This is a genomic window from Pseudoalteromonas sp. MMG024, assembly GCF_021654175.1.
Classification (GTDB): Bacteria; Pseudomonadota; Gammaproteobacteria; order Enterobacterales; family Alteromonadaceae; genus Pseudoalteromonas.
Genome location: NZ_JAKFZO010000001.1, coordinates 268,723 through 293,751, shown reverse-complemented (window position 1 = coordinate 293,751; position 25,029 = coordinate 268,723). Strand labels below are relative to the sequence as shown.

At 40.1% G+C, this 25,029-nt stretch carries 25 protein-coding genes; 8 read left to right on the top strand and 17 right to left on the bottom strand.

Annotated elements, in window-relative coordinates; all coding sequences use genetic code 11:
* Positions 1–26: 26 nt before the first annotated feature.
* The 4 genes from L1068_RS01345 to L1068_RS01330 form a co-directional block, all read right to left on the bottom strand.
* Positions 27–320: a hypothetical protein gene (locus L1068_RS01345; protein ID WP_010560146.1), complete on the bottom strand. Its 294-nt coding sequence runs from the start codon at positions 318–320 to the stop codon at positions 27–29.
* A 28-nt stretch (positions 321–348) separates the two neighbouring features.
* A complete protein-coding gene (locus tag L1068_RS01340) occupies positions 349–615 on the bottom strand; it encodes a hypothetical protein (protein WP_040641570.1) in 267 nt (88 codons plus the stop codon).
* A gap of 128 nt (positions 616–743) precedes the next feature.
* The gene (locus L1068_RS01335) at positions 744–1,340 is read right to left on the bottom strand and encodes a helix-turn-helix transcriptional regulator (protein WP_237128725.1); all 597 of its coding nucleotides are present in this window, start codon (positions 1,338–1,340) and stop codon (positions 744–746) included.
* A gap of 14 nt (positions 1,341–1,354) precedes the next feature.
* Entirely contained in the window at positions 1,355–2,074 is a 720-nt protein-coding gene (locus L1068_RS01330) for a hypothetical protein (protein WP_237128724.1), read from the bottom strand.
* Between the two features lie 135 nt (positions 2,075–2,209).
* Here L1068_RS01330 and L1068_RS01325 point away from each other — a divergent pair, with 135 nt between their 5' ends.
* Positions 2,210–3,115: an OmpA family protein gene (locus tag L1068_RS01325; protein WP_237128723.1), complete on the top strand. Its 906-nt coding sequence runs from the start codon at positions 2,210–2,212 to the stop codon at positions 3,113–3,115.
* A gap of 53 nt (positions 3,116–3,168) precedes the next feature.
* Here L1068_RS01325 and L1068_RS01320 read toward each other — a convergent pair whose 3' ends face one another.
* The 3 genes from L1068_RS01320 to L1068_RS01310 are packed head-to-tail and all read right to left on the bottom strand — an operon-like array spanning position 3,169 to position 5,958.
* The gene (locus L1068_RS01320) at positions 3,169–4,371 is read right to left on the bottom strand and encodes an ABC transporter permease (protein ID WP_237128722.1); all 1,203 of its coding nucleotides are present in this window, start codon (positions 4,369–4,371) and stop codon (positions 3,169–3,171) included.
* Positions 4,364–5,152, bottom strand: coding sequence for an ATP-binding cassette domain-containing protein (locus L1068_RS01315; RefSeq protein ID WP_237128721.1), 789 nt, complete (start codon positions 5,150–5,152; stop codon positions 4,364–4,366). The genes L1068_RS01320 and L1068_RS01315 overlap by 8 nt, the downstream gene beginning before the upstream one ends.
* Entirely contained in the window at positions 5,149–5,958 is an 810-nt protein-coding gene (locus L1068_RS01310; protein WP_237128720.1) for a DUF3025 domain-containing protein, read from the bottom strand. The genes L1068_RS01315 and L1068_RS01310 overlap by 4 nt, the downstream gene beginning before the upstream one ends.
* A gap of 107 nt (positions 5,959–6,065) precedes the next feature.
* Between L1068_RS01310 and L1068_RS01305 the strand changes: the two genes are divergently transcribed.
* Together L1068_RS01305 and L1068_RS01300 are read left to right on the top strand one after the other, a co-directional pair.
* On the top strand, positions 6,066–7,691 hold the full coding sequence (locus tag L1068_RS01305; RefSeq protein ID WP_237128719.1) for a M28 family metallopeptidase: 1,626 nt from the start codon (positions 6,066–6,068) through the stop codon (positions 7,689–7,691).
* 91 nt (positions 7,692–7,782) lie between these two features.
* Entirely contained in the window at positions 7,783–8,940 is a 1,158-nt protein-coding gene (locus L1068_RS01300; protein WP_237128718.1) for a putative manganese transporter, read from the top strand.
* A gap of 37 nt (positions 8,941–8,977) precedes the next feature.
* Here L1068_RS01300 and L1068_RS01295 read toward each other — a convergent pair whose 3' ends face one another.
* From L1068_RS01295 to seqA, 6 genes are all read right to left on the bottom strand, one after another.
* Complete coding sequence (locus L1068_RS01295) at positions 8,978–10,525, bottom strand: dihydrolipoyllysine-residue acetyltransferase (RefSeq protein WP_237128717.1); 1,548 nt, start codon at positions 10,523–10,525, stop codon at positions 8,978–8,980.
* Between the two features lie 9 nt (positions 10,526–10,534).
* Positions 10,535–11,512, bottom strand: a complete 978-nt coding sequence (locus L1068_RS01290; protein ID WP_237128716.1) for a transketolase C-terminal domain-containing protein — start codon at positions 11,510–11,512, stop codon at positions 10,535–10,537.
* Positions 11,512–12,726, bottom strand: a complete 1,215-nt coding sequence (locus L1068_RS01285; protein ID WP_237128715.1) for a thiamine pyrophosphate-dependent dehydrogenase E1 component subunit alpha — start codon at positions 12,724–12,726, stop codon at positions 11,512–11,514. Before L1068_RS01285 ends, L1068_RS01290 begins: the two co-directional genes overlap by 1 nt.
* 288 nt (positions 12,727–13,014) lie before the next feature.
* A complete protein-coding gene (astE, locus tag L1068_RS01280) occupies positions 13,015–14,049 on the bottom strand; it encodes a succinylglutamate desuccinylase (RefSeq protein ID WP_237128714.1) in 1,035 nt (344 codons plus the stop codon).
* 67 nt (positions 14,050–14,116) lie between these two features.
* The gene (pgm, locus tag L1068_RS01275) at positions 14,117–15,757 is read right to left on the bottom strand and encodes a phosphoglucomutase (alpha-D-glucose-1,6-bisphosphate-dependent) (RefSeq protein WP_237128713.1); all 1,641 of its coding nucleotides are present in this window, start codon (positions 15,755–15,757) and stop codon (positions 14,117–14,119) included.
* A gap of 18 nt (positions 15,758–15,775) precedes the next feature.
* Positions 15,776–16,303, bottom strand: coding sequence for a replication initiation negative regulator SeqA (gene seqA / locus L1068_RS01270; RefSeq protein ID WP_237128712.1), 528 nt, complete (start codon positions 16,301–16,303; stop codon positions 15,776–15,778).
* Positions 16,304–16,435: 132 nt separating this feature from the next.
* Between seqA and L1068_RS01265 the strand changes: the two genes are divergently transcribed.
* From L1068_RS01265 to fur, 5 genes are all read left to right on the top strand, one after another.
* Positions 16,436–17,206: an alpha/beta fold hydrolase gene (locus tag L1068_RS01265; protein ID WP_237128711.1), complete on the top strand. Its 771-nt coding sequence runs from the start codon at positions 16,436–16,438 to the stop codon at positions 17,204–17,206.
* Between the two features lie 342 nt (positions 17,207–17,548).
* A complete protein-coding gene (locus L1068_RS01260) occupies positions 17,549–17,770 on the top strand; it encodes a DUF2788 domain-containing protein (RefSeq protein WP_010560163.1) in 222 nt (73 codons plus the stop codon).
* Entirely contained in the window at positions 17,770–18,048 is a 279-nt protein-coding gene (gene ybfE, locus L1068_RS01255) for a LexA regulated protein (RefSeq protein WP_010560164.1), read from the top strand. Before L1068_RS01260 ends, ybfE begins: the two co-directional genes overlap by 1 nt.
* A gap of 6 nt (positions 18,049–18,054) precedes the next feature.
* Entirely contained in the window at positions 18,055–18,582 is a 528-nt protein-coding gene (fldA, locus tag L1068_RS01250) for a flavodoxin FldA (protein ID WP_010560165.1), read from the top strand.
* A 96-nt stretch (positions 18,583–18,678) separates the two neighbouring features.
* A complete protein-coding gene (gene fur / locus L1068_RS01245; RefSeq protein ID WP_237128710.1) occupies positions 18,679–19,122 on the top strand; it encodes a ferric iron uptake transcriptional regulator in 444 nt (147 codons plus the stop codon).
* Positions 19,123–19,256: 134 nt separating this feature from the next.
* On the opposite strand, the gene L1068_RS01240 is transcribed toward fur, so the two are convergent.
* From L1068_RS01240 to L1068_RS01225, 4 genes are read right to left on the bottom strand one after another with little or no spacing between them, the layout of a single operon-like run.
* Positions 19,257–20,540 carry an ATP-binding protein gene (locus L1068_RS01240; RefSeq protein WP_237128709.1) on the bottom strand — a complete coding sequence of 428 codons (1,284 nt, stop codon included), beginning with the start codon at positions 20,538–20,540 and terminating at the stop codon, positions 19,257–19,259.
* On the bottom strand, positions 20,527–21,894 hold the full coding sequence (locus L1068_RS01235; RefSeq protein WP_237128708.1) for a sigma-54 dependent transcriptional regulator: 1,368 nt from the start codon (positions 21,892–21,894) through the stop codon (positions 20,527–20,529). The genes L1068_RS01240 and L1068_RS01235 overlap by 14 nt, the downstream gene beginning before the upstream one ends.
* A 6-nt stretch (positions 21,895–21,900) precedes the next feature.
* The gene (locus L1068_RS01230; RefSeq protein WP_237128707.1) at positions 21,901–24,297 is read right to left on the bottom strand and encodes an ABC transporter permease; all 2,397 of its coding nucleotides are present in this window, start codon (positions 24,295–24,297) and stop codon (positions 21,901–21,903) included.
* 3 nt (positions 24,298–24,300) lie between these two features.
* Positions 24,301–25,023, bottom strand: coding sequence for an ABC transporter ATP-binding protein (locus L1068_RS01225; protein ID WP_237128706.1), 723 nt, complete (start codon positions 25,021–25,023; stop codon positions 24,301–24,303).
* Positions 25,024–25,029 lie beyond the last annotated feature (6 nt).

Here is a 25,029-nt window from a genome sequence, read left to right as displayed (position 1 = left end):
CCCTAGAACTATTTAACTAACAATCCCTAATCGACGCCACCAGAACCACTACCGCCGCCACCTGAAGCTTTATTTGCGCCTTCATTGTAGTTTCCAAGGTTGTAGTTCTTATTAGCTGTGTTGCTCGCGTCATCTGCGGCGTCTTTCGCTGCTTGGATTTGATTGCTTGAATCGACACCCGATATTTCAGTTGAAATCGCAGCAGCTTGGTTGCGGACCGTTTTCCCGAAAAAACTGTAAACACCAATTGCCGCTACCGCTATTAACGCAACAATAATGATGTATTCAGTCATTCCTTGACCATGTTGGTACCGTTTCATAACCCACCTCAACTAAATAATGTTTAGCTTAGTTTGATGACTTATTAGCAGCTTCGTTGTAGTTACCAAGGTTGTAATTCTTATCCGCTACCTTAGCTCCGTCTTCTGCAGCCGTTTTAGCAGCTTGAATTTGAGTTGACGAATCAGTACCACCAACTTCTGTCGCTAGCGCTGAAACCTGGTTACGTACCGTTTTACCAAAAAAGCTATACACACCAATCGCTGCAACAGCAATTAAAGCAACAATAATAATGTATTCGGTCATACCTTGACCAAGTTGACGTTTTTTCACAATTTTCTCCTTAAATAGAATAAACGCAATAAAATGGTACGTGCTTTAGATTGAATGTTCTATTCACCAAATGGAGGATTAGATTTTGTTACAAAATTAAACAAGGGTAAAAAATACTCCGTTTGGCGTACTTAAAAAAACGCGGTTTTACTTATTATTTGCGTTCTGTTTTTTGCGCCTGTTTTCTTTAAAATACGTTGCACATGTGTTTTTACGGTTGCAGGAGAAATCGCTAACTCTTTTGCTATTTCTTTATTCTGAAGGCCACTTTGAATATATGTGACTATTTGATTTTCTTTGCGAGTGAGTGCACTAATAGGTTTAAATTCAAGCACGCGATTTTGCAAATATTCCAACGCAATCTTAGACAATGCTGCCCTACTATAAATCAGCTCCACATTGCTTAACAAAAGTTGTAATAGATCGATAATTTGCTGTGGCGGTAGCGTGGTATCTATAATTCCGCGATATCCTTCTCGCATATACACACATTCCTGCTCTAAGCTAATCCGTTTTGATAGCACCACAATCGAAGTTTTATCAAATTGACGAGTTAATTCGCCTGATAAACAATCAGACTCGACGAAGCAAACAGCATTGAGTGTATTATAAATTTTTATAATACTGTCGTCTGGCATTACAAAGCGCACTTTAACGTCAATTAAGCAAGCACATTTAAAGACCTTGCTCGCAAGATCATGCTCTTTACCAATAATGTAAAAATCCATTTTAATCTCTGATATTAACGTTTAGTCATTTGATAGTTTTTTGGTAGGTTCTCTAAAAAAAGCGTGTTATTCAGGCGCTCAATAGATTTTAGTTTAAATGTTAACGCATACATTTTGTTTGTATATTTTGAAAACATCATTTGAGGTTTTTCACTCAACATATAAAAAATATCGAGTGGTAAAAAATCAATTAAGCCCATTTTTGCGAGCGCCATTTTTTTACGTTCTACAACTGCGTGTTTTATTAGTTTTAACTCATCAGTTGTTAATGAATACTGGTTACCTAAAACTGGCGTTACAATGTAAAGTTGCTCACCCTCATTTTCGGCGACAAAGACGTTGCCTTGTTTTTCAAAATCTAAAAAGCGTGGGTACCCAGATTGTTTTTCCATTTGTAAAAGTAATTGGTGAAATTCGTCATCTGACTTTTTCCAATTCATTTGCTTTTTAACACGATTTTTATAACTTTTATCGTCCAAAACATAATGCTGTTTAGAATCGTGTTTATATAGCGATGATATTCTTTCGTTAAACAATACAACTTCTGTCATATCGTGTTGTGCTTCAATATTCAGATCAAATCGTGTGGCTTCGGCACTAATCCATAACTCACTCTTACCATAAGGTGAATCATCATGAAGCACTTGATAAGTTAACTTAATTGATTTCGCATGTAGAGAATTACACAAAGAGAATAATACGAATACAATGGTCGTAAGTAGGCTACGCAGCATAGTTTCAATCCTTGAAGCATTTTTCAGTAATTAGAGGTTTTACTTAAATCTTTTTTATGGGAACATATTATTTTACATTTTGCAACGCTTTGTAATTTAGTAACTTTATAAATTCAGAACAACATAGGACGTGTTATGAAAATCAGCCCCCTTGCTATTTGTGCCACAATAGCAATTTCTGCATCATTCGCTTTAAATGCAAAAACCAATCAACTAGCGCAGTTTATGTCGAATATTGAAGGGTCTTCGATAACCCATCAAGATTACAAAAAGTACGTTAAAAAAACCGTATTGGTTGGGTTTGAACAAACTGGCTATCAAGGTAAAGATGTCAAAGGCTCGCTTAGCTCAACTAGCTATAGTATTCCGCTTACGTTGAGCGAAGTGGATGTTGTTGAGCAATATCAAGCAGCGCTTGAAAAAAGTGGTTTTACCCTATTAAGTCAATGCTCTGCATCGGCATGTGGCAGTATCGCGAGTATGGCTAACGCACTAGGTATTTCTGCACCATTTGGGTTTGATGAGACACAAGAGTTTCGCTCTTTTGCCATTAAAGACGACCTTTATGTCACCATATATGCAACGGGTTACGATAAAGCACGCAATCTGAATGTGCAGGTTGTAGAAAAACGCAATAATAATTCAACGGTATCTGTCGACAAGGCGTATATTGATTCGCTTATCGACAAACAAGGAAAGTATCAAATCCCTAATATTCAATTTAAGTTTGACAGTGATGAGTTAACCGAATCTTCGGGTAAAAGCATCGAAAAGCTGGCTACTTACCTAAAATCTGTGCCTAATCAAAACTTCTATTTAGTCGGTCATACGGATGACAGTGGTAATGCTCAGTACAATCAAAAATTATCGAAAAAGCGCGCGTTGGCTATTCAAACTAAGTTAAGTGATTTAGGTATTGAGAAATCGCGTTTAGTTGCAATTGGTGTCGGTGAGTTTTCACCTAAAGAAAGCAATGCATCAGAAAACGGGCGTTTATCTAACCGCCGTGTTGAGCTAGTTAAACGCACAGACTTGCTGTAAACAAAAACGCCCAACAGATGTTGGGCGTTTTAAAATTCTATTTTTCAAAATTGTTATCTAAATAACACTTCTTCTTTCTTAAACCAATGTACACATGCAGCCATTAATACACCAGCTAAAACAGCGGTAGCGATAAAAATCATGCCAACATAGCTGTAATCTACTGTGCCTTTAATAATTTCTTTAATTGCTAATGCCACATTGGTAATTGGCACCATAGCTGTACTCATGTTGAGTTCCATATTTGGCATCATGGCAACAATCAGCGGTAAAAACGCCAGCATTGACAATGGTCCCATATAGTTTTGCGCTTCTTTAAACGAACGTGCGTAGATTGAAATCGCAAGCACGAGTGAGGAAAATACGCACGCAAGTGGAATTAGTAGTAATAAGATTAATGCAAAGTCCATAAAACCTAGCATTGAAAATGCATCAGTTATTTTTTCGACGTCAAAGAAGCTACTTGCCAACTTCATCCAGACTCCCATACTGGCAACGGTTATTAATGCCGTGGCAAGCGAGGTAAAAAGTACTGTAAAGAACTTGCCCAATACCAGTTCGGTGCGCGGAATTGGTGTAAGCAGTAAAGTTTCTAATGTACCGCGTTCCTTTTCACCCGCGCCTAAGTCAATGGCCGGATAACTTGCACCAGCAAGCACTAATGGGATCAATAAATATGGAATTAACGCGCCGAGCTTTTCACCTAAGTTTTCACGTAAATCGGCGGTATCGACTTTTTCTAGTACAACAGGGTTTAACAGTGATTCTTGATGCTCTTTCGCAATACCAAGCTTGTTAAATTGCTCACTTTGTAATGTTTGCGAAAACTCTTCAGCCATTTCTTTAATGCGGGTAAAAATAAAACTCAGTGAAGATGCATCGTTAAATACAATTTGCCATTCATTACTGCTACCACTTTCCAACGCGTCTCGCGCATCTGAAGGAATAACAATACCTACATCAATTACTTCGTCTTTCACTGCTTGTTTTAATTCTTCAACGGTTTTGAAGTCACCTTCTACCAGCTTAAAGTTTTTATGAAAAAACAATTTGTCTTTAAATTCTGGTGCGTACTCAGCGTTGATAATTGCATAGTTATGAACCTTTTGCTCAGCTTCTAACGCTGCTTTACTCATTAGAAAGCCCATCAGCGCAAAAATCACTGGAAAAATTGCAACCGGTAAGGCAACGACAAAAATAAGGGTTTTTCTATCGCGCAGCAGTTCTTTTAACTCTTTTAAAAATACCTCAAACACCTTGTTGCTCCTTCAAAATCGTTAAAAACGCATTGTTTAGTACATCGCTCTGGCCACGTGCTTTAAATTCGTCAATCGTACCATCAAAACAGGTAATGCCTTTATCAATCACACTTACGCGTTCACATAAAAGCTCAACTTCATCCAAATGGTGAGTTGAGAAGATAACCGGTGTGCCCTTAGCTTTAATACTTTGAATAAAGCTGATCACAGTTTGCGTTGTCATAATATCAAGGCCCGTTGTTGGCTCATCAAGCACAATCACTTCAGGGTTGTGCACTACTGCACGGGCAATATTGGTTTTTTGCTTCATGCCGGTTGATAAATGCTCCGCTCGCTTATCTAAAAAGCTATGCATATCAAGCATCTCAAATAACTCTTCACAACGCGTTTTTACCTCTTGCTTATTCATGCCATGAAGCCGCGCAAAATACTCGATGTTTTCCTTCGCGGTTAAACGCCCGTAAAGTCCGGTAGAACCTGATAAAAAGCCTATCTTTTTACGTGCTTCAAGTGGCTTTTTAACAACGTCTATACCGTTAATTTCAATTTTTCCAGCATCGGGCCCCAATGCAGTTGAAAGCATGCGTAATGTCGTGGTTTTACCGGCTCCATTTGGTCCTAATAAACCCAGTACTTCGCCCTTATTACAGGTAAACGACACATCACGAACTGAGTGAAAGTAATCTTTGTCTTCTCTAGGATCCTTTTTTTCTTGGTTTTTTACTTTGTGATCTTTAGTAAGCTTAAAACGCTTTTTCAGCGCCGACACTTCTATCATTTCAACTTCCTTCGTTTAGGGCGAAAATAATCGGTATTTTCGTAAAATGCTTTTTCTTTGTTTTGCTCGTACCAATTTGGTACGCCAAGTAACGGTAATGGAAACAAACTGCTGTTATCGCAAAGAATGTCTTCGTTTTCAATAAGATTTTCAAGATAACTATCTAGCCAAGCATACCTATCTTTCAGGCATTTTGGCATTAATTGATGTTCAACGGTGATATACAGGGCTTTTCCGGTTAATCCAAGGTAAGGGCGTGTTGCCATCTCGTAATTAGCGTGGCCAAACATAAACGGATAAATCGTACTGTGCCAGTGTTCACGCTGATTAAAAAAACCTTCAATCCATAAATGATTTTTCAATAAATCTGCCTGTGCTTGGTCACATACGACTAACACGCCGCATTCATCCAATAATGTGATAGCATTGCGCTTTTTTGAGCGCTCGGTTTTACCATGTTTATTTATTTGCTCAATATGTAATTGATTAAGCAATGCCTTTGTCTTTGGAAAGAGTAACCAAATAAAGGCACCAAACAAATCGTGCCAGTTCTCCAAACGCGTTGGGATCTCTCCCTTATCAAAAATGATTTCTTCGTAATAACCGTGTTGCCAGTCAACATCGTCATTGGCAACAAATAAAATTTGCTGGTTATTTCGGTTTGTTATGTTTATAGCTAAGGAGTTTAGCCAATCAACTGTTGGCCAGTTGGAAAATTGCGTTAAATTAAATAAGGCGTTTAAATCGTCAAAGATCCCATGATGTAAAAAATCAGTCGTCCAATGTGCTGGGGCTTCAAATTTCATTCTGGTGATTTAAAAAGTAAAAACTAAAACGCGTACTTTAACGCATTTACTAGCACAACACTAAACTAGTTTTTATAATCGCCTAAATTTGTGACACAGGTTGAATTATGAAAAAACTAACGCCAATCGGTATTGCCGTCTCTTTATTGTTAAGTGGCTGTGCAACTACCAATGATCAACACGCGCTAGATGCTGCTTATAACAGTATTAATGCCGAGCAACTCGGACAACATATAAAAACAATTGCATCGGATGAGTTTGAAGGTCGTGCGCCATCAACTAAAGGTGAAGAGCTCACCCTAGCCTATTTAGAAAAACATTTTAAAGCATTAGGCTTTGTAGGTGGCAACAAGGGTAGCTTTTATCAAGAGGTACCACTTGTATCAATCGAAGCTTCACCTGATATGTCGCTAACGATTGATGGCAAAGCATATCAATACAAAAAAGATATGGTAATGGGTACGAGTCGCATGAGCGAGCTTGAAGCCATTGAAAATTCAGAGCTGGTATTTGTCGGTTATGGTATTAACGCGCCTGAGTATAACTGGAACGATTACGAAGGATTAGACGTAAAAGGAAAAACCGTCGTAATGCTGGTTAACGACCCTGGTTTTGCTACGCAAGACGAGTCACTCTTTACTGGTAACGCAATGACCTATTACGGCCGTTGGACGTATAAATACGAAGAAGCATCACGCCAGGGTGCTGCTGGCGCAATCATTGTTCATGAAACTGCCCCTGCATCTTACCCTTGGTCGGTGGTTGAAAACTCATGGTCAGGCCCACAATTTGGTTTTCAAAAAGAAAACAAGAATATGGATCGCGTAGCAGTTGAAGGTTGGATCACGCTTGATGTTGCCAATGAACTATTTACGAAAGCCGGACTTGATTTTGCTAAAGAGAAAGCAAAAGCCGCGAAAGGTGGCTACTCAGTTGACATGGGTGATTTAACGGCTTCTGTAACGGTTAAAAGCGAAATCAAAAAATCAGTTTCGCGTAATTTTATTGCAACATTGCCTGGCGCAGAAACACCTGACGAACACATTATATACTCAGCGCATTGGGATCACCTCGGCAAAGATCCAAGTAAAAAAGGCGACAACATTTATAACGGTGCGCATGATAATGCAACCGGTACAGCGGGTATGATTGAAATCGCAGAAGCATTTGCAATGCTGCCGAACAAACCTGCACGTTCAGTGACCTTCTTAGCAGTAACAGCTGAAGAGCAAGGCTTATTAGGGGCGAAATACTACGCTGCAAACCCAGTTATCGACGCAAGTAAGTCGGTTGCCAATATTAATATGGATAGTTTGAACCTGCTAGGTCGTGTAAAAGACATGAGCGTAGTTGGCGCTGGTAAATCAGAAATGGATGAATACTTAGCGCGTGCCGCGGCAAAGCAAAGTCGTACTTTATCAGGCGATCCGCGCCCTGCTGCTGGTGGCTATTATCGTTCTGATCACTTTGCATTTGCACAAATGGGCATTCCAGCAATGTACTCAGGCGGTGGCACCGAAGCGATTGACGACGAAACAGCCCGTTATCGCAAACGTATGGGACTGATTTTACGTGGATGCTACCACCAACCATGCGATCAATACCGTAATGGATGGGACCTTTCAGGTGCTGTAGAGGACTTACAGCTGTTTTATCAAGTTGGTTTAGATATCGCTGACAGCACGGCTTGGCCAAAGTGGTACAGTCAATCAGAGTTCCAACGAAAAAAATAATCACCACGATTGATTAAATTAAACGGTAATGTGATTGATTCGCATTACCGTTAGTACTATAGTGAAGCTAATATTCGATTAGGTACACTGTATGTTGTTTTCCCTCTCACAATTCGCGCTACCAAAACACGCAATTAAAAGCACTCTCGCTTATAAACGCTTGTTTTTACCAATAGCATTGCTCTGCCTTATTTTTAATGAGTCTACCCGCGCTGTAGTGCTTGGCGCACTCGCCGATGCGTTTTTACAAGTAACTATGTTTGTTGCTGCAACGCTTTATGGCTATTACTTATTGGTAAACCGATTTCCTAAACTCGAGTTAAGTTATATTGCACAGGTTACACCAAAACTTGAAATTCCGTTTGCCGCTTTGCTCGGTGCACTACCAGGCTGCGGCGGCGCAATAATAGTAGTAACACAATACACTAAAAAACAAGCCAGTTTTGGCTCCTTGGTAGCAGTACTCATTGCCACTATGGGCGATGCGGCATTCTTACTTATCGCGGCAGAGCCAAAAACAGCACTGTTGGTATTAACCATTAGTTTTACGGTTGCAACACTGTTTGGTTGGCTCGTGAACTTGCTGCACCCAGCTGATTTTCTTGCGCCAAATACACCATCATATCAACAATTACAGTGTCAAAAATTACCTAAGCCTGTTGGTTTTATTAGCCTTCAATTTTGGCGTATTGTCGCGTTACCGATGATACTTGCCGCTCTGCTTGTCGCATTTCAATATGACTTTGGTGAAAATATTAACCAAGGCTTAGGTTATATCGCTGCGGCCTGTTGTTTTATCGTGGCGCTATTGTGGGCGTGCTCATCTCCTGGTAAAAGTTATCAAGATGTCACCGCTGAAGACAACTGCAGTAAAGAAAGTTTAACGACAAAGGTACTTCAAGATACACACTTTATCACTAGTTGGGTGGTGGCTGCGTTTATTGGCTATGAATTATTCGTGCTGTGGTCTGATGTGAATATAGCAGCTCTTTTTCAAAACTACGCAGTGTTACTGCCGCTTATTGCCTGTTTAATTGGTTTACTGCCAGGGTGCGGGCCACAAATTCTTGTCACCTCACTTTATATGCAAGGATTAGTGCCCTTTTCGGCACTTATGGCGAATGCCATTTCAAATGATGGTGATGCCCTTTTCCCGGCGATTGCACTTGCACCAAAAGCGGCGCTAATAGCAACCTTGTATACCTCCATACCTAGTTTAGCTATCGGCTACTTAATCTTCTTTTTTTAGTCAATTAAAAAAGGGGTCATGTGACCCCTTTTTTCTATTAGCTCATTGCCATTAACATGGCACTTGGCGTTTCCAAATAGTGTTTCCACAAGTTATTGAATCGTGCCATCGTTGCACCATCAATAATGCGGTGATCGCCTGACCATGATATTTGCATAATTGCACGTGATTCAACCTCACCTTTTTCATTAAAGCGCGGTAAATGTTGTAGTTTACCGAGCGCCACAATCGCAACTTCTGGCTTATTGATAATTGGTGTTGCTGTTGTGCCACCAATTGCACCAATATTTGAGATTGAAATTGTGCCGCCTTTTAAATCGGCAGGCGTTACACGGCCTTCGCGCGCTTGCTCTGTTAAGCGAGATACTTCATTGGCAATGTCCACCATGTTTTTAGCTTGGCATGATTTGATATTGGGTACTAACAGGCCGAGTTTTGAGTCAACCGCCATACCAATGTTGTGGTCATTAAAGTATGTAAGCTCTGTGCAATCCGCATTAACTTGCGAATTGATCACAGGGAACTCTTTTAACGCTAAAGACAATGCCTTAATAAAGAACGGCATCATGGTGAGCTTAACGCCCTGCTTTGCATACTGTTCTTTAAGACTTTTACGCAAGCTAATAAGTTCTGTTAAATCAATCTCATCGCTCAATGTGAAATGTGGAATGGTCGATACCGACTCCATCATTTGTTTCGCCATCGCGGCTTGCATACCACGAATTGGTTCAACGCGCGTTGCTTGCGTTGCTACTGGGGGCGATGTGTCTTCTGTACGCTTAGAAGCTGTACTGCCGTCATTTAAAAAACGTTTAATATCATCTTTATAAACACGGCCATTTTTACCAGAGCCGTCCACTTTCGCAATATCAATGTTATGCTCTCGCGCTAAACGGCGTACCGCAGGGCTAGCAACGGCTTTGCCGCTCGCAACAACTTGTGAAGGTGCTGCTTCGACCTGCGTAGCTGAGGCATTTTGTTGGGCGTTAACCACTTTTTCTTGGATATTGATAACTTGTGCACTGGCAACTTGCATTTGGAAAAGCGGAGCGTGTACTTTGGCAATCTCACCTTTTTGATGGTAAAGCTTGGTTACTCGGCCTGTGTGTTTAGCAGGAATTTGTACCAGCGCTTTATCTGTCATTACATCACAAACCGCTTGGTCTTCTTTAATTTCATCGCCTTCAGCAACTAGCCAATCTACAATTTCACACTCAACAATACCTTCGCCGATATCCGGTAAAATAAAATCTTCAAGTGCGGTGCCTTGTGGCGCTTCGCTTGCCACTGGCTGCTCAGTGCTGGTTTCTGGCGCTACTTCTTGAGGTGCACTCGCAACCGCTGCACCATCAACATCCATCGCAAAAAGCGGCGCATGCACTTTTGCAATTTCACCTTTTTGATAATACAGCTTAGTGATCACACCATTATGCACCGCAGGAATTTGTACCAATGCTTTATCGGTCATTACATCACAAATAGGCTGATCTTCAGCTACCGTATCGCCTTCGCTAATAAGCCATTCGACTACTTCGCATTCAACAATGCCTTCACCAATGTCTGGTAAAATAAAATCTTGACTCATAACCACTCCTTAAAACTGCACTGACTGCTTAATTGCTGATAACACTTTTAATGCATCAGGAATATATTCTTTTTCCAGTGCAAGCGGATACGGTGTATCTAAACCACATACGCGACTAATTGGCGATTCTAAATGTAAGAAACATTCTTGCTGGATTGTTGCAGCAATTTCGGCACCAAAACCGCACGTAATAGGTGCTTCATGGCTGATGATTAAGCGGCCAGTTTTAGTTACTGACTTAGCGACTGTTTCAACATCCCAAGGTTGAATACTCCGTAAATCAATCACTTCACAGCTAATGCCATCTTGCTTCGCCATTTTAGCTGCTTTTTCAATGATTTCCATTTGTGCTCCCCATGCGAGCAGCGTGATGTCTGAACCTTCAGAAACCACTTCCGCTTTACCAATTGGGATAATAAAATCATCTTCTGGTACGTCGCCGATAGACGCGCGATATAAACGCTTAGGCTCAAAGAAAATAACTGGGTTATCGTCTTTAATACATGCACGTAACAAACCTTTTGCTTGGTAAGCGTTGCGTGGCACAACCAATTTTAAGCCGGGTGTATGAGCAAAATATGCTTCTGGCGATTGAGAATGGTATAAACCGCCGGCGATACCGCCACCGTATGGTGTACGAATAGTTAGCTTACCTACATTAAATTCATTACCACTGCGGTAACGGAACTTAGCAGACTCGTTTACGATTTGGTCAAATGCTGGGAAAATATAGTCAGCGAATTGGATTTCTGCGATGGCAGGAGCACCTGCTGCCGCTAAACCGTTAGCAAAACCTAAAATACCTTGCTCTGTAAGCGGCGTATTAAACACACGGTGTTTACCGTATTTTTCTTGCAAACCACTTGTTGCACGAAATACACCACCAAAGTAACCCACATCTTCACCAAAAATACAGGCAAGTGGATGTTCCGACATTGAAATATCAAGCGCAGAATTGATCGCTTGCAACATATTCATTTGTGCCATTATTTGATTCTCCCTGCGGTTGTCGGGTAAGCGTCTGGATGCGCTTTTACATGCTCTTTTAATGCTTCGAGTTGTTTTTCAAGTAATGGAATTGGTGTGTCGTACACATCTGTAACTAAATCTTCAATCGGTGGCTTAGCCACTTTTTCAGCTACTTTTACAGCGTCTAAAATCGCTTCTCGCAAGCTTTCATCTTCTGCGTTATCTTGCGTTTCATCTAACCAATCTTTGCTTAATAAGTAGCCTTTAAAGCGTTGAATTGGGCATTTAGTATTGGTGCTTTCTTCTTCTTTTGAACGGTAGCCCGTTGGGTCATCCGACGTCGAGTGCGCACCTAAGCGATATGCAATCGATTCAATTAAAACTGGCTCACCCGTTTCAACACTGTATTGACGTGCTTTTTGCGTAGCAGCATAAACTGCAAGTGCATCTGCGCCATCAACACGAATTGTTTTTATGCCATAACCAACACCGCGACTGGCAATACCATCGCCTGCAAATTGCTCGTCTGCCGGTGTTGAAATCGCATAACCATTATTACGTGCAAAAAAGATAACCGGCGCTTTTAACACTGCAGCCATATTCAAGCCCGCGTGAAAGTCACCTTCAGATGCAGCACCTTCACCAAAATAACACAAGGTGATATTATCAATTTCAGAATCAAGCTCGCCCGATTGTACATTGATGTGTGGAATTTTTTGCGAATATGCATAGCCTGTTGCTTGTGGAATTTGCGTTCCAAGCGGCGATGAAATCGTCATATAGTGCAATTCTTTTGATCCGTAGTGAATTGGCATTTGACGACCTTTACCCAAATCTTTCTCATTGGAGAACATTTGGTTCATAAACTGCTCTAAGCTAAAACCGCGATAACGCAATGCGGCTTGCTCGCGATACTGCGCCATAATCATATCGCTGTCTTTTAGCGCTGCGGCACTGGCCGTAACTGCGCCTTCTTCACCTAAACATTGCATATAGAACGAAACGCGACCTTGGCGTTGGGCTGCTTGCATACGTTCATCTAACGCACGGATGAATCGCATGGTTTTGTAAATTTTTAGTGCAGTGTCTTTATCAATGTTTGGATCTACCGCGCCTTTTACTAAATGACCATTTTCATCTAATAAACTAACAGTAGGTATGTCTAATGCGGATGGATCGATAAACTCGAGTTCCGTTGACGCATTTAACGACACATTTTGCGGGTTCGTCATAGCTTACCTCTAATGATGTAGCGCTTTAAAAATGAGTAAATATCCAATTTAGCAACATAATTAGCAATACGTTGAGATACGCATAACAGCTAGGTTATTTGAAATAAATGCATCAATTCAACTAACAATAACCATTAAACAACTAATTTATGCAAATGACTGGTATGATTAGTACATATCACCCATAAATTGGACTGATATTAAATTAAAGTTAGCTCGACTTTACGTTAACGTAAACGGATATTCAACTAATTTTAGCTGAATATCCGAAAAGGCGTGGCAAGATATTTATACAAAATCTGTTTTATTTTGTAGCGGGATAACAGTCAATAATGCGCGTTGGCCAAGTGCCACCTTTGCGTTAGGGAAAATAATGGCTTCGCCATCGACATCAGCAAAATATTCGGTATTGCCGTCGGTTGCCAATAGCGCTCCTTGTGCAAAGCCTGTAAAGTTTGCAGCGCTGTCGCTAAACGGAAAACTAAAGTTTTGCTCTGTACGATTAATGGTGCGGTATACATCGAATAACTCAAAGTCATCAAAGTTAAACTCCGGATATTGCATCTCATGTTGAGAGATCAGCTGAATTAAGCTCTGCTTTGCCTTTTCAAAGCGTGACATATCGTTTTCGCCAAACGGCCTTACTTTACCTAGTTCGATTGTGAACGCATCGGCTCCAAAGGTGCTGCTAGAAAAATAGCTGAATGTGGTTGCAGCAGATTTCATCATCATTACAGTATTTACACCGCAGCTTAATAAAAAGCTCAATTCTTCTTTTTTCCAGGGTTTACCGTGTAAAAATGGGTATACCGCGAATTTTTCATTCTTAGAATCACGAATGGCTGTGTGTAAGTCGTAATGGATACGTTTTCTGTCTTCAGCGGCTTCTTTATTAAAGAAATCACTCACGTAGTTTTCGAGTTTTGCCGCACGTATTTTTTCATTATTCTGCTCACCTGCTTTGTGTGCGCCACAAAACAAACGATTGAGGTTTTCTTCAACAAAACGCTTCGCAATATTAATAGATGCAGGGTTACCAAAAATAAACAGCACACGATGCGCTAGGGTTAATTTACCCTTAATAATGTTTTGGATTAGCTCATCGCAAATTTCTATAGGCGCAGTTTCATTGCCATGCACAGCTGACGATAACACAATGTCTTTTTTGCCATAGCTAGGAGGAGTAAACTCAATTATGCCTGTATCTTTAACGCTAACATGAGTGCCGTTATCTAAAGTGAACTCAAAAGGATCTAAATGCCATTCATGATTACGGGTAATTGATAAAAAATCGCCTGAAGTTGCTAGATTTGTTGTTGTCATAGTACTCATCTTTGTTCTTTACATAATAAAAAAGGCGGTAAACCGCCTTTTAAAAATTCTAATAATGTTATGAAATAACTGAATTAACTAAAGCGATGGCTTCAGTTTCAAGCTCGTTTAAATGTGCCTCAGAGACAAATGATTCAAGATAAATTTTATAGATATCTTCGGTACCTGAAGGACGGGCCGCAAACCAGCCATTAGCCGTTGTTACCTTTAAGCCACCAATTGCCGCGTCGTTGCCCGGTGCGTGCGTTAGCTTTGCGGTAATTTCATCACCTGCTAAGGTATTTGCACTAACGTCTTCCGCCGATAGTTTTGACAGTTTGGCTTTTTGCGCCGTATTTGCAGGGGCATCTAAGCGCTTATAAAGTGGTGCACCGAATTCGTCAGTAAGTGCTTTATAATGCTGACTAGGTGTTTTACCAGTTACCGCTAAAATTTCAGCGGCTAGTAAAGCTAAAATAAAGCCGTCTTTATCGGTTTCCCACACACTACCGTCGCGTCGTAAAAATGCGGCTCCTGCACTTTCTTCACCGCCAAACAGTAAACTTGATTCTAGTAAACCATCAACGAACCATTTAAATCCAACAGGCACTTCAAATACTTCACGACCGTGCTTGGCGACAACTTTATCAATCATGCCGCTTGATACTAAAGTTTTACCTACTTTGGCGTTGTCCGGCCAATCTGGGCGATGGCTAATAAGGTAATCAATCGCAACAGCTAAATAATGGTTCGGGTTCATTAAACCGTCGGGCGTTACAATGCCGTGGCGGTCATAATCAGGATCATTACCGACCGCAATATCAAACTTATCTTTCATGGCAATTAAGCTTGCCATTGCGTGTGGTGATGAACAATCCATACGAATTTTGCCGTCTTTATCTAACGACATAAACGAAAACTGTGGGTCGATTTGCTCATTAACCACAGTAATATCAAGATTGTATTTTTCTGCAATCAGTGGCCAGAAATTAATACCAGAACCACCAAGTGGATCAACGCCAATTTTAATGCCTGCTTTGCTGATTGCTTGCATATCAATAATGTTAGCCAAATCGTCAATATACGGTGTCATTAAGTCTTGGTATTGAATAAAGCCCGAACGCTTTGCTTTTACAAATGGAAATAGCTCAACTTCAACCAAGTCTTCAATTAACAATTGGTTTGCTCTATTTTCAATCCACTTTGTAATGTCGGTATCAGCAGGACCACCATTTGGCGGGTTGTACTTAAAACCACCATCCTGTGGCGGGTTGTGTGAAGGTGTAATCACGATACCATCCGCAAGTTCGGCACTGTGCGTTTTGTTGTGCGTGACAATCGCATGACTAATTACAGGTGTCGGTGTGAAATCATCATTTTCTTGCGTTACAACCTGCACTTCGTTCGCAACTAATACTTCAATAGCAGAGTTAAACGCAGCTTCTGATAACGCATGCGTATCTTTGCCTAAAAACAGTGGGCCAAATATATTGTTTTGTTTACGGTAATCACAAATCGCTTGAGTGATTGCCAATATATGAGACTCGTTGAATTTTGTGTCTAACGAACACCCACGGTGTCCTGATGTACCAAAAGCAACGGCTTGCTCTGGGTTTTGCTCAATATCTGGTTCATACAAATAATAAGCTGACATCAGTTTAGGAATGTTGACTAAATCAGATTGTACGGCGCGCTGCCCTGCTCTTTCATGGTTTGCCATGATTCACCTTCAATATATTTATAAGTAATCGCGTAGCTTTTCGGCTTCTTCTTCACTGTAGCCTAATGATATGGCAACTTCGTGAACCATCATTTTTTTACGTGTCGTGTTTGAGTTCGTCATAACCCAATAGCCACTATCCATAATATTTTTTGGGTTAGTACTACTACCCGATGCAATTAAATCTTCTTTATTGGTTGCAAAATAAATACGGTCGCGCCCTTTAATGTCCAGTACACGATTAAAAATGCCTTTATGTGTACGGTGCAACGCAGAAAGAATAAACAAAAAGCGGCCAACCACGCCTTTTTGCATTGCCAACTCTTCTTTATTAAGAATATTAAATACGTTGTCGCATTTATGTTCTTTTTGTTCTGGTTGGGCGGCTTCTGGAGACTCTTCTTGCGTTTCTGTTACTGCCTTTTCTGGGAGTTCCGTATCCAGCTGTAACAAACGGCGCAATATTTGCGATGCACTTTCACCAATACTCTGCGTATTACTTGCTATATACTGATATAACTCGTCGTCGATTTCGATTTTTTTCATGGTTATCCTAATTGTTAGACGAATTTAGCAAAAATCCCGCATAGTATACCCAGTTTAAATTCATTTCTCTATGTTTGCTTTTTCAAGTTTCACTCGGCACAATGCAGCTTTTACATTAGCTTAGCGACCCCTATGCAATTAAATTACACTCAGCTAGGTGAGAAAACCGACGCACTGCCAATTGTCATTATTCATGGACTATTTGGTTCAAAAGAAAACCTAAATGTAATCGCCAAACCTCTGAGCGAACAAAATAGTGTAATCAACATTGATCTACGTAATCACGGACAGTCATTCCACAATAGCGAAATGACATACACTGCGATGGCAGATGATGTTTTTAAACTATTAGATGAGTTAACTATTTCTCGTGCAATTGTGATTGGTCACTCTATGGGTGGTAAAGTCGCAATGCAAATGGCGTTAACAAATAGTAACCGTATTGAAAAACTAGTTGTACTCGATATCGCGCCAACTAAATATTCACCTCGTCATCAACAAGTATTTAATGGATTAAATAATGTTGATTTACAGGCAATCACAAACCGCAGCGACGCCGATAAACAATTGGCAGAGTACATTCAAGAGGCTGGTGTTAGGCAATTTTTATTAAAGAGCCTCGCTAAAACAGATAGCGGGTTTACATGGCGCTTTAATTTGTCTCAATTAATTGCATCGTACGATAATATTTTAGATAAGCCGCAAGGTGATGCGTTTAAGAAGCCAACTTTATTTATAAAAGGCGCTAACTCAGACTATATTTTAGAAGCACATCGCGGTGAAATTGCAGCGCTTTTCCCAAATGCGAAAGCCAAGATCATCGCAGGTGCAGGTCACTGGTTACACGCTGAAAAACCAAGCCAAGTGAATTTGGCAATAGCGCAGTTTTTAAGTGCGGATTAATTAGTTTTGTTTTTATAAAGAGCCTAGCTGTTTTTAGCATCCAAACGATTCGTTAGGTTCTTTTCCTCTCCATGTCTTATACATTTAGTAAATTGCTATTCATTACATTCACTAAATTCACGCTTTTGTACGTGATGTTATTAGCGTACGCGAAATTTACAAAACACACTAAAATGCTTTAAATACAAAACAAAAACACACCAAGTGGATTTACTTATTTGTGATTTTGTTAGCCTTAAAAACCACACTTTTTAAAGTGGTACTATTTTTGATCTTTGATAATGTATTTAACGGCTTACTATGCTATAGTTGCGGCCGTTTTCGCGCAGATACAGAATAATAATGTTAGATAAATTATTAGATGGTATTGATATACTTGGACTCTATTTCGGCTTAGCCGGAATATTCTTTTTAATCGGTATGGCAATCCAAGACGTTTTAAAAAAAGGTGACGTTCCTAAATTTGGGCGTTACGTCGTTTGGTTAGTGCTGTTTTTAGGCTGTTCTGGGTTTATTGCGAAAGGGCTTATTCAGGTATTTTGGCAAGGTGCTGGAGTTGGATAATGGCCAAAGCGGAATCTGACAGAACGACCCGAGACTTATTTGAACATGATAAGCGACCGGGACGTCCAAAAACCAACCCCTTACCACGAGAATTACAGCTTAAAATCAATAAGCGTAATCAGCTTAAACGTGATAAAGCACGTGGTTTAAAACGCGTCGAATTCAAGGTGTCTTCAGAGCTATATCAAGCATTAAATGATATGGCTGAAGAGCAGAACGTGAGTCGAAGCGCATTAATAGAAATTATATTACAAGAGAAATTAGCGACAAAAAGGTAATAAACTATGGCAAGCGTAGGCATTTTTTTTGGTAGTGATACAGGTAATACAGAGCACGTCGCCAAGCTAATTCAAAAAGAGCTAGGTAAGAAAATGGTTGATGTTCATGACATCGCTAAAAGCTCAAAAGAAGACATTGCTGAATTTGATTTAATTTTATTTGGTATCCCAACTTGGTATTACGGTGAAGCACAATGCGATTGGGATGATTTCTTCCCTGAACTGGAAGAAATTAGCTTCGACGGTAAGCTAGTTGCTATTTTTGGCTGCGGTGACCAAGAAGATTACGCCGAGTACTTCCTTGACGCTATGGGCATGATTAACGATATCGTTACTGAACGTGGCGCTATTGTTGTTGGCCATTGGTCAACAGAAGGTTATGAATTTGAAGCGTCAAAAGCATTAGTTGATGACAACCACTTTGTTGGTTTAGGTATTGATGAAGACCGTCAGCCTGAACTAACAGAAAAGCGCATTAAAGATTGGTGTGCTCAAGTGTATGATGAAATGTGCTTGGCAGAATTAGAAGATTAAAGTTAAACCTGCGTTTACATTAGGCTATATCTAGTATAGCCTTACTAAAACGTCGTGCAAATATAGACAAAACAATAGAAAAACGAGACCAAGTTGATGACTGATCACAATTTAGAGCTAAAAAAAGCAGGTTTAAAAGTAACACTGCCGCGAATCAAAATCTTAGAGATTTTACAGTCGCCAGATAATCAACATATCAGCGCTGAAGATGTTTATAAAATCTTATTAGATAAAGGCGAAGAAATTGGTCTTGCCACTGTTTACCGTGTTCTTAACCAATTTGATGATGCAGGTATTGTTACCCGTCACCACTTTGAAGGCGGCAAATCAGTATTTGAACTAGCTGGCAGCACACACCATGATCACTTGGTATGCTTAAAGTGCGGTAAAGTAGTTGAATTCGAAGACGACGTGATTGAAACGCGTCAAGAAGAAATTGCTAAAGACAACGGCATCACGCTTACAAACCACTCGCTTTATCTTTATGGTGAGTGTGAAGATAAAGACGCATGTAAAAAATATGCAGACGATAACAGCTAATTGTTAAGTCGATGATTTAAAAGCGCCAATTGGCGCTTTTTTTGTTTGTATTATGTTGTTTTTATTTATGTAGTTGCTGTACATTTTAAATGCTAAGGCAGTTAGCACTATATTTAGTCCGCTAGTATGATCAGCTACTTAAGTGAATTGGTATTATTAATAACCCGTTCTAATGCAAATTGCACCCACGCCCCACCCTCTGTGTGGTTTTGAAGTTTAATTGCCGCACCATGATTTTCAATAATTACGCGTGACAACATTAAACCAATACCATTACCTCCGCTTTTTGTTGTATAAAACGCAGTGCCGGCGTCTCCCAAATTAGAAAAGCCAGGTCCAGTATCGATTACATCAAATATAATGTCTGTTTCGTTTGCGCTAAGGTTTAAAAACACATGTGGTGATGGACTAGATGCTTCACGTGCATTATTAATTAAATGACAGAGCACTTGTTTTATCTGACTTATATCGAAAAAGCCAAACAAGCTTTGCTCATATTGAATTCTGATATCTGGGTAAATTGCCGTTAACTGCTCGCATAACGTATCACAGCTTTCAATGTTTTTGTGAGCCGCTGGTAATTTTGCCAGTGACACATAGTTATCCATAAACGACTTTAAGTAATTCGCACGTTCATTAATTAACGTTAAACCCGTTGCAAAACTATCCTTGTCAATGTCATTTTCGAGCCGTTTATTTAGGCTGCGCGCTACTGTGCCTATTGGCGCCAGAGTATTATTAATCTCGTGACTTAGAATACGAACAAACTTTTTAAGCGCGTCTTTTTCTTGTTGATATAAAATAGAATCCAATTGCTTTAATACTAACAAAATGTAATTTTGTTCACCGATACGACAGTACGATTGCTCGATTAAAAATGCATGCTGTTTGCCATTAATTGTTAAGGCGACTTTTCCTTGTTGTTGATTGGCTAGTAACGCCTTGTACCAAGCCCACATATTATTTTGATCACTTGCATCGAATGTTTGCGCCGCGTATTGATTTCTGAATATACAGCTGTGTTCGTTAAACACCAGTAATGCAAAATCAACCTTCTCGATAACCTGTGCTAGTAAATCTTGTTGCTCGGTTACTAACCGCTGGTCTCTTTGCATTTTAGTTGCAAGGGCATTTAAGTGTTCAACCGTAGAGCTTAACGCGCTATCTTGTGCCTCATTTGCTCTAATTGCATACTCACCTTGGCGTAATGAAATCAATAACGTATCGATTAAATTAATAGTATTGCGTTTAGCTATCGCATCGCGATAGGTCTCGATTAAAAACCATAATGCTGAGGTTAGGTTTACCAATAAAATAAGCGCTAACGGATAACTATGAGTGATCAGTAAGCCATTGACGAGTATCAATAACAGCAGGCTTGTCAGCCAGCGCCCTGAAAATGCGTTAAACCGCATCATACTTAGACATTTTGCGATACCAAGCACTGCGCGACATACCTAAACTTTTGGCCGCTTTTGATGCATTGCCATTAAAGTGTTCGAGTCGCGTTAATAACGCTTGTTCTATGACTTCATCGATACTGAGCGTCATATCAACTGCGTGTTGTACATTTGGTTTATTATAACTTGTTGTTGAACTTAACATTAAATCTTGAGCAGTTATCTGCTGTCCATTCGCCATAAATATAACGCGCTCAATAATATGTTTCAGCTCCCTAACATTACCCGGAAAACCATAGTTAAGCAGTGCCTGTTTGGCGCACTGTGTTAGTGACAGAGCAGGCTTATCGTATTGCTTACAGAATGACGTTAAAAATTGGTTTGCTAGCGGTAAAATATCGTCTTTGCAAGATCTTAACGGTGGGATTTCAATTTCAACTGTGTTTAAACGGTAATATAAATCTTGGCGAAATAATTCGTTTGCAATTGCATCAGATAAATCCGCATTGGTTGCAGAAATAATACGCGCTTTATTTTCTAACACCTTGCTGCTACCAAGGGCCGTGTACTTTCGCTCTTCAAGCACATGCAATAACTTTGCTTGTGATTGCGCAGACAAATTAGCGATTTCATCTAAAAACAAGGTGCCATCTTCAGCTAAGGTAAACGCTCCTAAACGGTCTTGGCTTGCGCCAGTAAACGCTCCTTTTTTATGCCCAAACATTTCTGAATTAAACAATTCATCAGTAAAAGCTCCCATATTGAGTGCAATAAAACTGGCATTAGAGCGATTAGAGTGCTGATGAATAAACTGCGCGTAATAGCTTTTCCCTGTGCCGTTTTCACCCGTTAGCAGTATATTCATATCACTCTTTGCAAGGTTTTCGAGTTGACTCAATACTTGTTGCTTTTGTGGGCTATATGCTAATAATGACGATTGACTTAAAGCCTCACGTTGTTTTTCTTGGGTTAAGCGCGCTAAATCTTGTTTGTCACGTCGCGTGCTTAGCTGAAGTTTAATTGCATGGGCTAAGCGTTCGTCTTGCCAAGGTTTCTCGATGAAATCGGCAGCCCCTGTGGTTAACGCTTTAACGGCTAAATCAAACGTTGCCCAGCCCGTCATTACAACCACGGGCAAAAGTGGGTCTAATTCTTTCAGCGCTTCAATTGCACTTAAGCCTTCTGCGCCACTTGTTGTATTTTGGCTAAAATTCATATCTAGCAGCACTAAATCGACATTGTTTTTTGCAACATAATCAAGTGCTGTATCAGGTGAAAGCACACCGTGACAAAGATACCCTTCGTCTTCTAAAAAAAACTTAAGACTCGCTTGAATATCAAGCGAGTCGTCGACAACTAAAATTGTTTTCAAGAAACCTTAATCCATTCTTAAACTTGTTGCAGGCTGCTGTTTAATAACGTGCCTTACTGGTACATATAATGCGAGACAAACCGCTGCAAGTACCACAACTACAGTCAATGCACCTGCCTCTAACATAATGTTAATTGGCACATTTCCTCTTAAAAAGCTTTCTGCAAGATAACATAGAATGCCAAACACTAACAACGACGTACCAATGCCGTACAAAATATGCGTAATATTCTTTTTAATAAATAACCGCATGATTTGACTATCTTTAGCACCAATCGCACGGCGAATACCTATCTCATAACGGGATTTGTTGATATTACTAATACCCATCGCATAAATACCGATTAGTGACAGCGTTAAAGCGAAACCACCTACCATTAAAAATACATAAATAATCGCTGCAAATGAATTAATCATAGATGTGTGGTTATCGTAATGGTCGAACATGTAATACATGGTTAAATCATGAGATAACTGCATCTTAACGCGATAGAAGTCCTCCAACGCCTCATTAGCCGTGTTATTGGTCAATAATCGAATGTTTACACTGTCATCCATAAAATGGGTTTGGCGTAAACTAAAGTAAAGCTCATGGCGCGAGTCACCTGATACTCCGCTGATTACATCTTTTGCAACGCCGATAATTTCAACACTTGGCCACATTGCGTCTTGCAACATTAGCTGAAACCCGATCACATTTTGATTACCAAACAAAGCGTTAGCAAGTGACTCACTAATGATTACTACTGGTTTTGATTCACTGTTGTCATTGCTATTGAAATTTCGCCCAGTTAACAACTCTCGGGCAAACAAATGTGACTCTGCACTAATACTGATAAACTTCTCATTATAGACATCACCATTTGGGTACAGTACGTCAGCATGGATATGCGAATCAAACACTTCCGCGTCAATAATATTGCCTTGCTTTGAAAGCCCCGCCGCTAATGTATTTATTAGCGTTAATTGTTCGTCGTTGGTTAGCTCATCATTATTATCAAAATCCAGATAAACCGAGTAAACGCCTTTTTCTCGCTCGCCATCAATATTCGTTGCAATTGAATACATCACATAGCCAACAGTACTTGCAATCATTAGCAAAAAACTCACCAACGATACTTGCACGCATAATAAACGTCGCGACATCAATGTGGTTTCTTTACCCGTTGCGCCTCGTGTACCATCGCGCAGTACATTACTAATATTAAACTTTGCCGATTTATATGCTGGTAGTAGCACGGCAAATGTAAAAATAATGGCTAATAATAAAAGCGAGACTAATACAGTTTGCATATTTAAATGCCAATACCACCAATACGGCATTTTTCCGCCAAACATCACATTCATGTAAAAATTCAGTATTTCCAGCCCTAACGATGTAAAGATCAGGGTAAATATCCAGCTAACAATGCAATATATTAAACCTTCTGTAACATGCTGCTGGATCACACGCTTTTGTGTTGCACCGATTGCTGCGCGAATAGCTGACTCCTTTTGCTTTTCCATAATTTTCGCAAACAGTAAGTTGCCAATATTCACCCCAGAAATAAACAGCACAATCACAATACCAAACACAAACAAACCAAATACGAATACGGCTTCGCCATCGGTATTGAGTTCAACCAAAGTGAGTGACTCAATACGCACACCCTTCCCGGTTTGTTTATCACTGTCACTTATCTGGTCTTTGATTGCATTGTAAAAATAATGAGCGATTTGTGTTTCGAAGGTGCGTTCGAATTCGGCATTTGGCAGCTTATAAATAATATCGATACCATCATCAGGCTTCATATTCGCCTGCTTTAGCGGCAGCCAAATCTTTGAAAAAATGGGAAAATGATTACGCTTTTCCATTACGCCAACAATAGTATGCGGCTTACCTGCCACGTTTAATTGTTTACCGAGTACAGCGCTATCGCCCTGAAATAGTTGCTGCCACACGATATGTGAAATCACTACCACATCGGGCGCATTATTACTGTAATCGACGTTCGTAAAGCCTCGCCCAAGCACCGGTTCTTGTCCCAAAAACTTAAAAAATGACGGGTCAACATAAGATGCTCGAAAATGCTTACCATAATGTTGCGTGCTTAACCATAAACTGCTGCGCTTAATGGTGATCCAGCTATCAAGGGATTCGACCTCATCCAGTTGTTTAAAGCCATCTAACATCGAATACGTAAATTCTCGTTGCGATGTTAACGAATTCAATACCTTTAAGATGCGAATGTCTTCTTTGTTGTGATTAAAACTTGAGTGCGAAAACGCGATGGTATGAATAAAGTTAAACCCTATCAATGAAATGGTTAAACTCCCTACCATAATAAATATCATTAACAGTGAAAAACGCAGTGATTTAACGATATTACGCAGCGCGTAGCGAAAGTCTAATAACAGCCCCATAACTTATACCTCTAACGCCACTGAAAGATTAGTATCCGAGGTTTTCTGTTTATCGCGCACAATTGCACCGTCTAACATGTTCAACGTACGACTGGCATAGTGCGTTGACTCTACATCATGGGTTACCATGCAAATTGTTTTACCCGAAAGGTGTAAATCTTTTAGTAACTGCAGTACTTGTTGCGCGTTTTTCGAATCTAAGTTACCGGTTGGTTCATCCGCTAAAATTAAATCAGGCTCATTAATGAGCGCGCGAGCTACCGCAACGCGCTGCTGCTGACCACCTGATAACTGTGAAGGAAAGTGATTAATGCGATTTTCAAGGTCAACTAACATCAACGCCTTGCGCGCTTTTTCAATCATTTCTTGTTCAGAGTAGCCACCGATATAGGTCAGTGGCAACATCACATTTTCAAGTACGTTTAAGTCACTTATAAGGTTAAATGCCTGAAAAATAAAACCAATATGATTTGCCCGAACGTGTGCTCGCTGGTCAGAGCTTAAATCTACGGCTTGTTTGCCGCTAATGGTATAGTCCCCAGCTGTTGGTTCATCAATCAGCCCTAACACCGAGAGTAAAGTCGATTTACCGCAACCAGAAGGCCCAGTGATGGCGACAAACTCCCCTTGATTGACTACGAGATTAATACCGTTTAGTGCTTGCGTTGCAATTTCATCCGTTTTGAATAACTTTTCGATGTTTTTTAACGTGATAACTGGGTTCATTGTAAT

What these genes read in the sequence shown, in the direction of transcription:
- L1068_RS01310 (WP_237128720.1), bottom strand. Translation starts at nt 5,958, where the DNA reads ATGAAATTTGAAGCCCCAGCACATTGGACGACTGATTTTTTACATCAT.
- L1068_RS01345 (WP_010560146.1), bottom strand. Translation starts at nt 320, where the DNA reads ATGAAACGGTACCAACATGGTCAAGGAATGACTGAATACATCATTATT.
- pgm (WP_237128713.1), bottom strand. Translation starts at nt 15,757, where the DNA reads ATGGCAAACCATGAAAGAGCAGGGCAGCGCGCCGTACAATCTGATTTA.
- seqA (WP_237128712.1), bottom strand. Translation starts at nt 16,303, where the DNA reads ATGAAAAAAATCGAAATCGACGACGAGTTATATCAGTATATAGCAAGT.
- L1068_RS01240 (WP_237128709.1), bottom strand. Translation starts at nt 20,540, where the DNA reads ATGATGCGGTTTAACGCATTTTCAGGGCGCTGGCTGACAAGCCTGCTG.
- L1068_RS01225 (WP_237128706.1), bottom strand. Translation starts at nt 25,023, where the DNA reads ATGAACCCAGTTATCACGTTAAAAAACATCGAAAAGTTATTCAAAACG.
- L1068_RS01305 (WP_237128719.1), top strand. Translation starts at nt 6,066, where the DNA reads ATGAAAAAACTAACGCCAATCGGTATTGCCGTCTCTTTATTGTTAAGT.
- L1068_RS01335 (WP_237128725.1), bottom strand. Translation starts at nt 1,340, where the DNA reads ATGGATTTTTACATTATTGGTAAAGAGCATGATCTTGCGAGCAAGGTC.
- L1068_RS01315 (WP_237128721.1), bottom strand. Translation starts at nt 5,152, where the DNA reads ATGATAGAAGTGTCGGCGCTGAAAAAGCGTTTTAAGCTTACTAAAGAT.
- ybfE (WP_010560164.1), top strand. Translation starts at nt 17,770, where the DNA reads ATGGCCAAAGCGGAATCTGACAGAACGACCCGAGACTTATTTGAACAT.
- L1068_RS01265 (WP_237128711.1), top strand. Translation starts at nt 16,436, where the DNA reads ATGCAATTAAATTACACTCAGCTAGGTGAGAAAACCGACGCACTGCCA.
- fur (WP_237128710.1), top strand. Translation starts at nt 18,679, where the DNA reads ATGACTGATCACAATTTAGAGCTAAAAAAAGCAGGTTTAAAAGTAACA.
- fldA (WP_010560165.1), top strand. Translation starts at nt 18,055, where the DNA reads ATGGCAAGCGTAGGCATTTTTTTTGGTAGTGATACAGGTAATACAGAG.
- L1068_RS01285 (WP_237128715.1), bottom strand. Translation starts at nt 12,726, where the DNA reads ATGACGAACCCGCAAAATGTGTCGTTAAATGCGTCAACGGAACTCGAG.
- L1068_RS01230 (WP_237128707.1), bottom strand. Translation starts at nt 24,297, where the DNA reads ATGGGGCTGTTATTAGACTTTCGCTACGCGCTGCGTAATATCGTTAAA.
- L1068_RS01260 (WP_010560163.1), top strand. Translation starts at nt 17,549, where the DNA reads ATGTTAGATAAATTATTAGATGGTATTGATATACTTGGACTCTATTTC.
- L1068_RS01295 (WP_237128717.1), bottom strand. Translation starts at nt 10,525, where the DNA reads ATGAGTCAAGATTTTATTTTACCAGACATTGGTGAAGGCATTGTTGAA.
- L1068_RS01330 (WP_237128724.1), bottom strand. Translation starts at nt 2,074, where the DNA reads ATGCTGCGTAGCCTACTTACGACCATTGTATTCGTATTATTCTCTTTG.
- L1068_RS01300 (WP_237128718.1), top strand. Translation starts at nt 7,783, where the DNA reads ATGTTGTTTTCCCTCTCACAATTCGCGCTACCAAAACACGCAATTAAA.
- L1068_RS01290 (WP_237128716.1), bottom strand. Translation starts at nt 11,512, where the DNA reads ATGGCACAAATGAATATGTTGCAAGCGATCAATTCTGCGCTTGATATT.
- astE (WP_237128714.1), bottom strand. Translation starts at nt 14,049, where the DNA reads ATGACAACAACAAATCTAGCAACTTCAGGCGATTTTTTATCAATTACC.
- L1068_RS01325 (WP_237128723.1), top strand. Translation starts at nt 2,210, where the DNA reads ATGAAAATCAGCCCCCTTGCTATTTGTGCCACAATAGCAATTTCTGCA.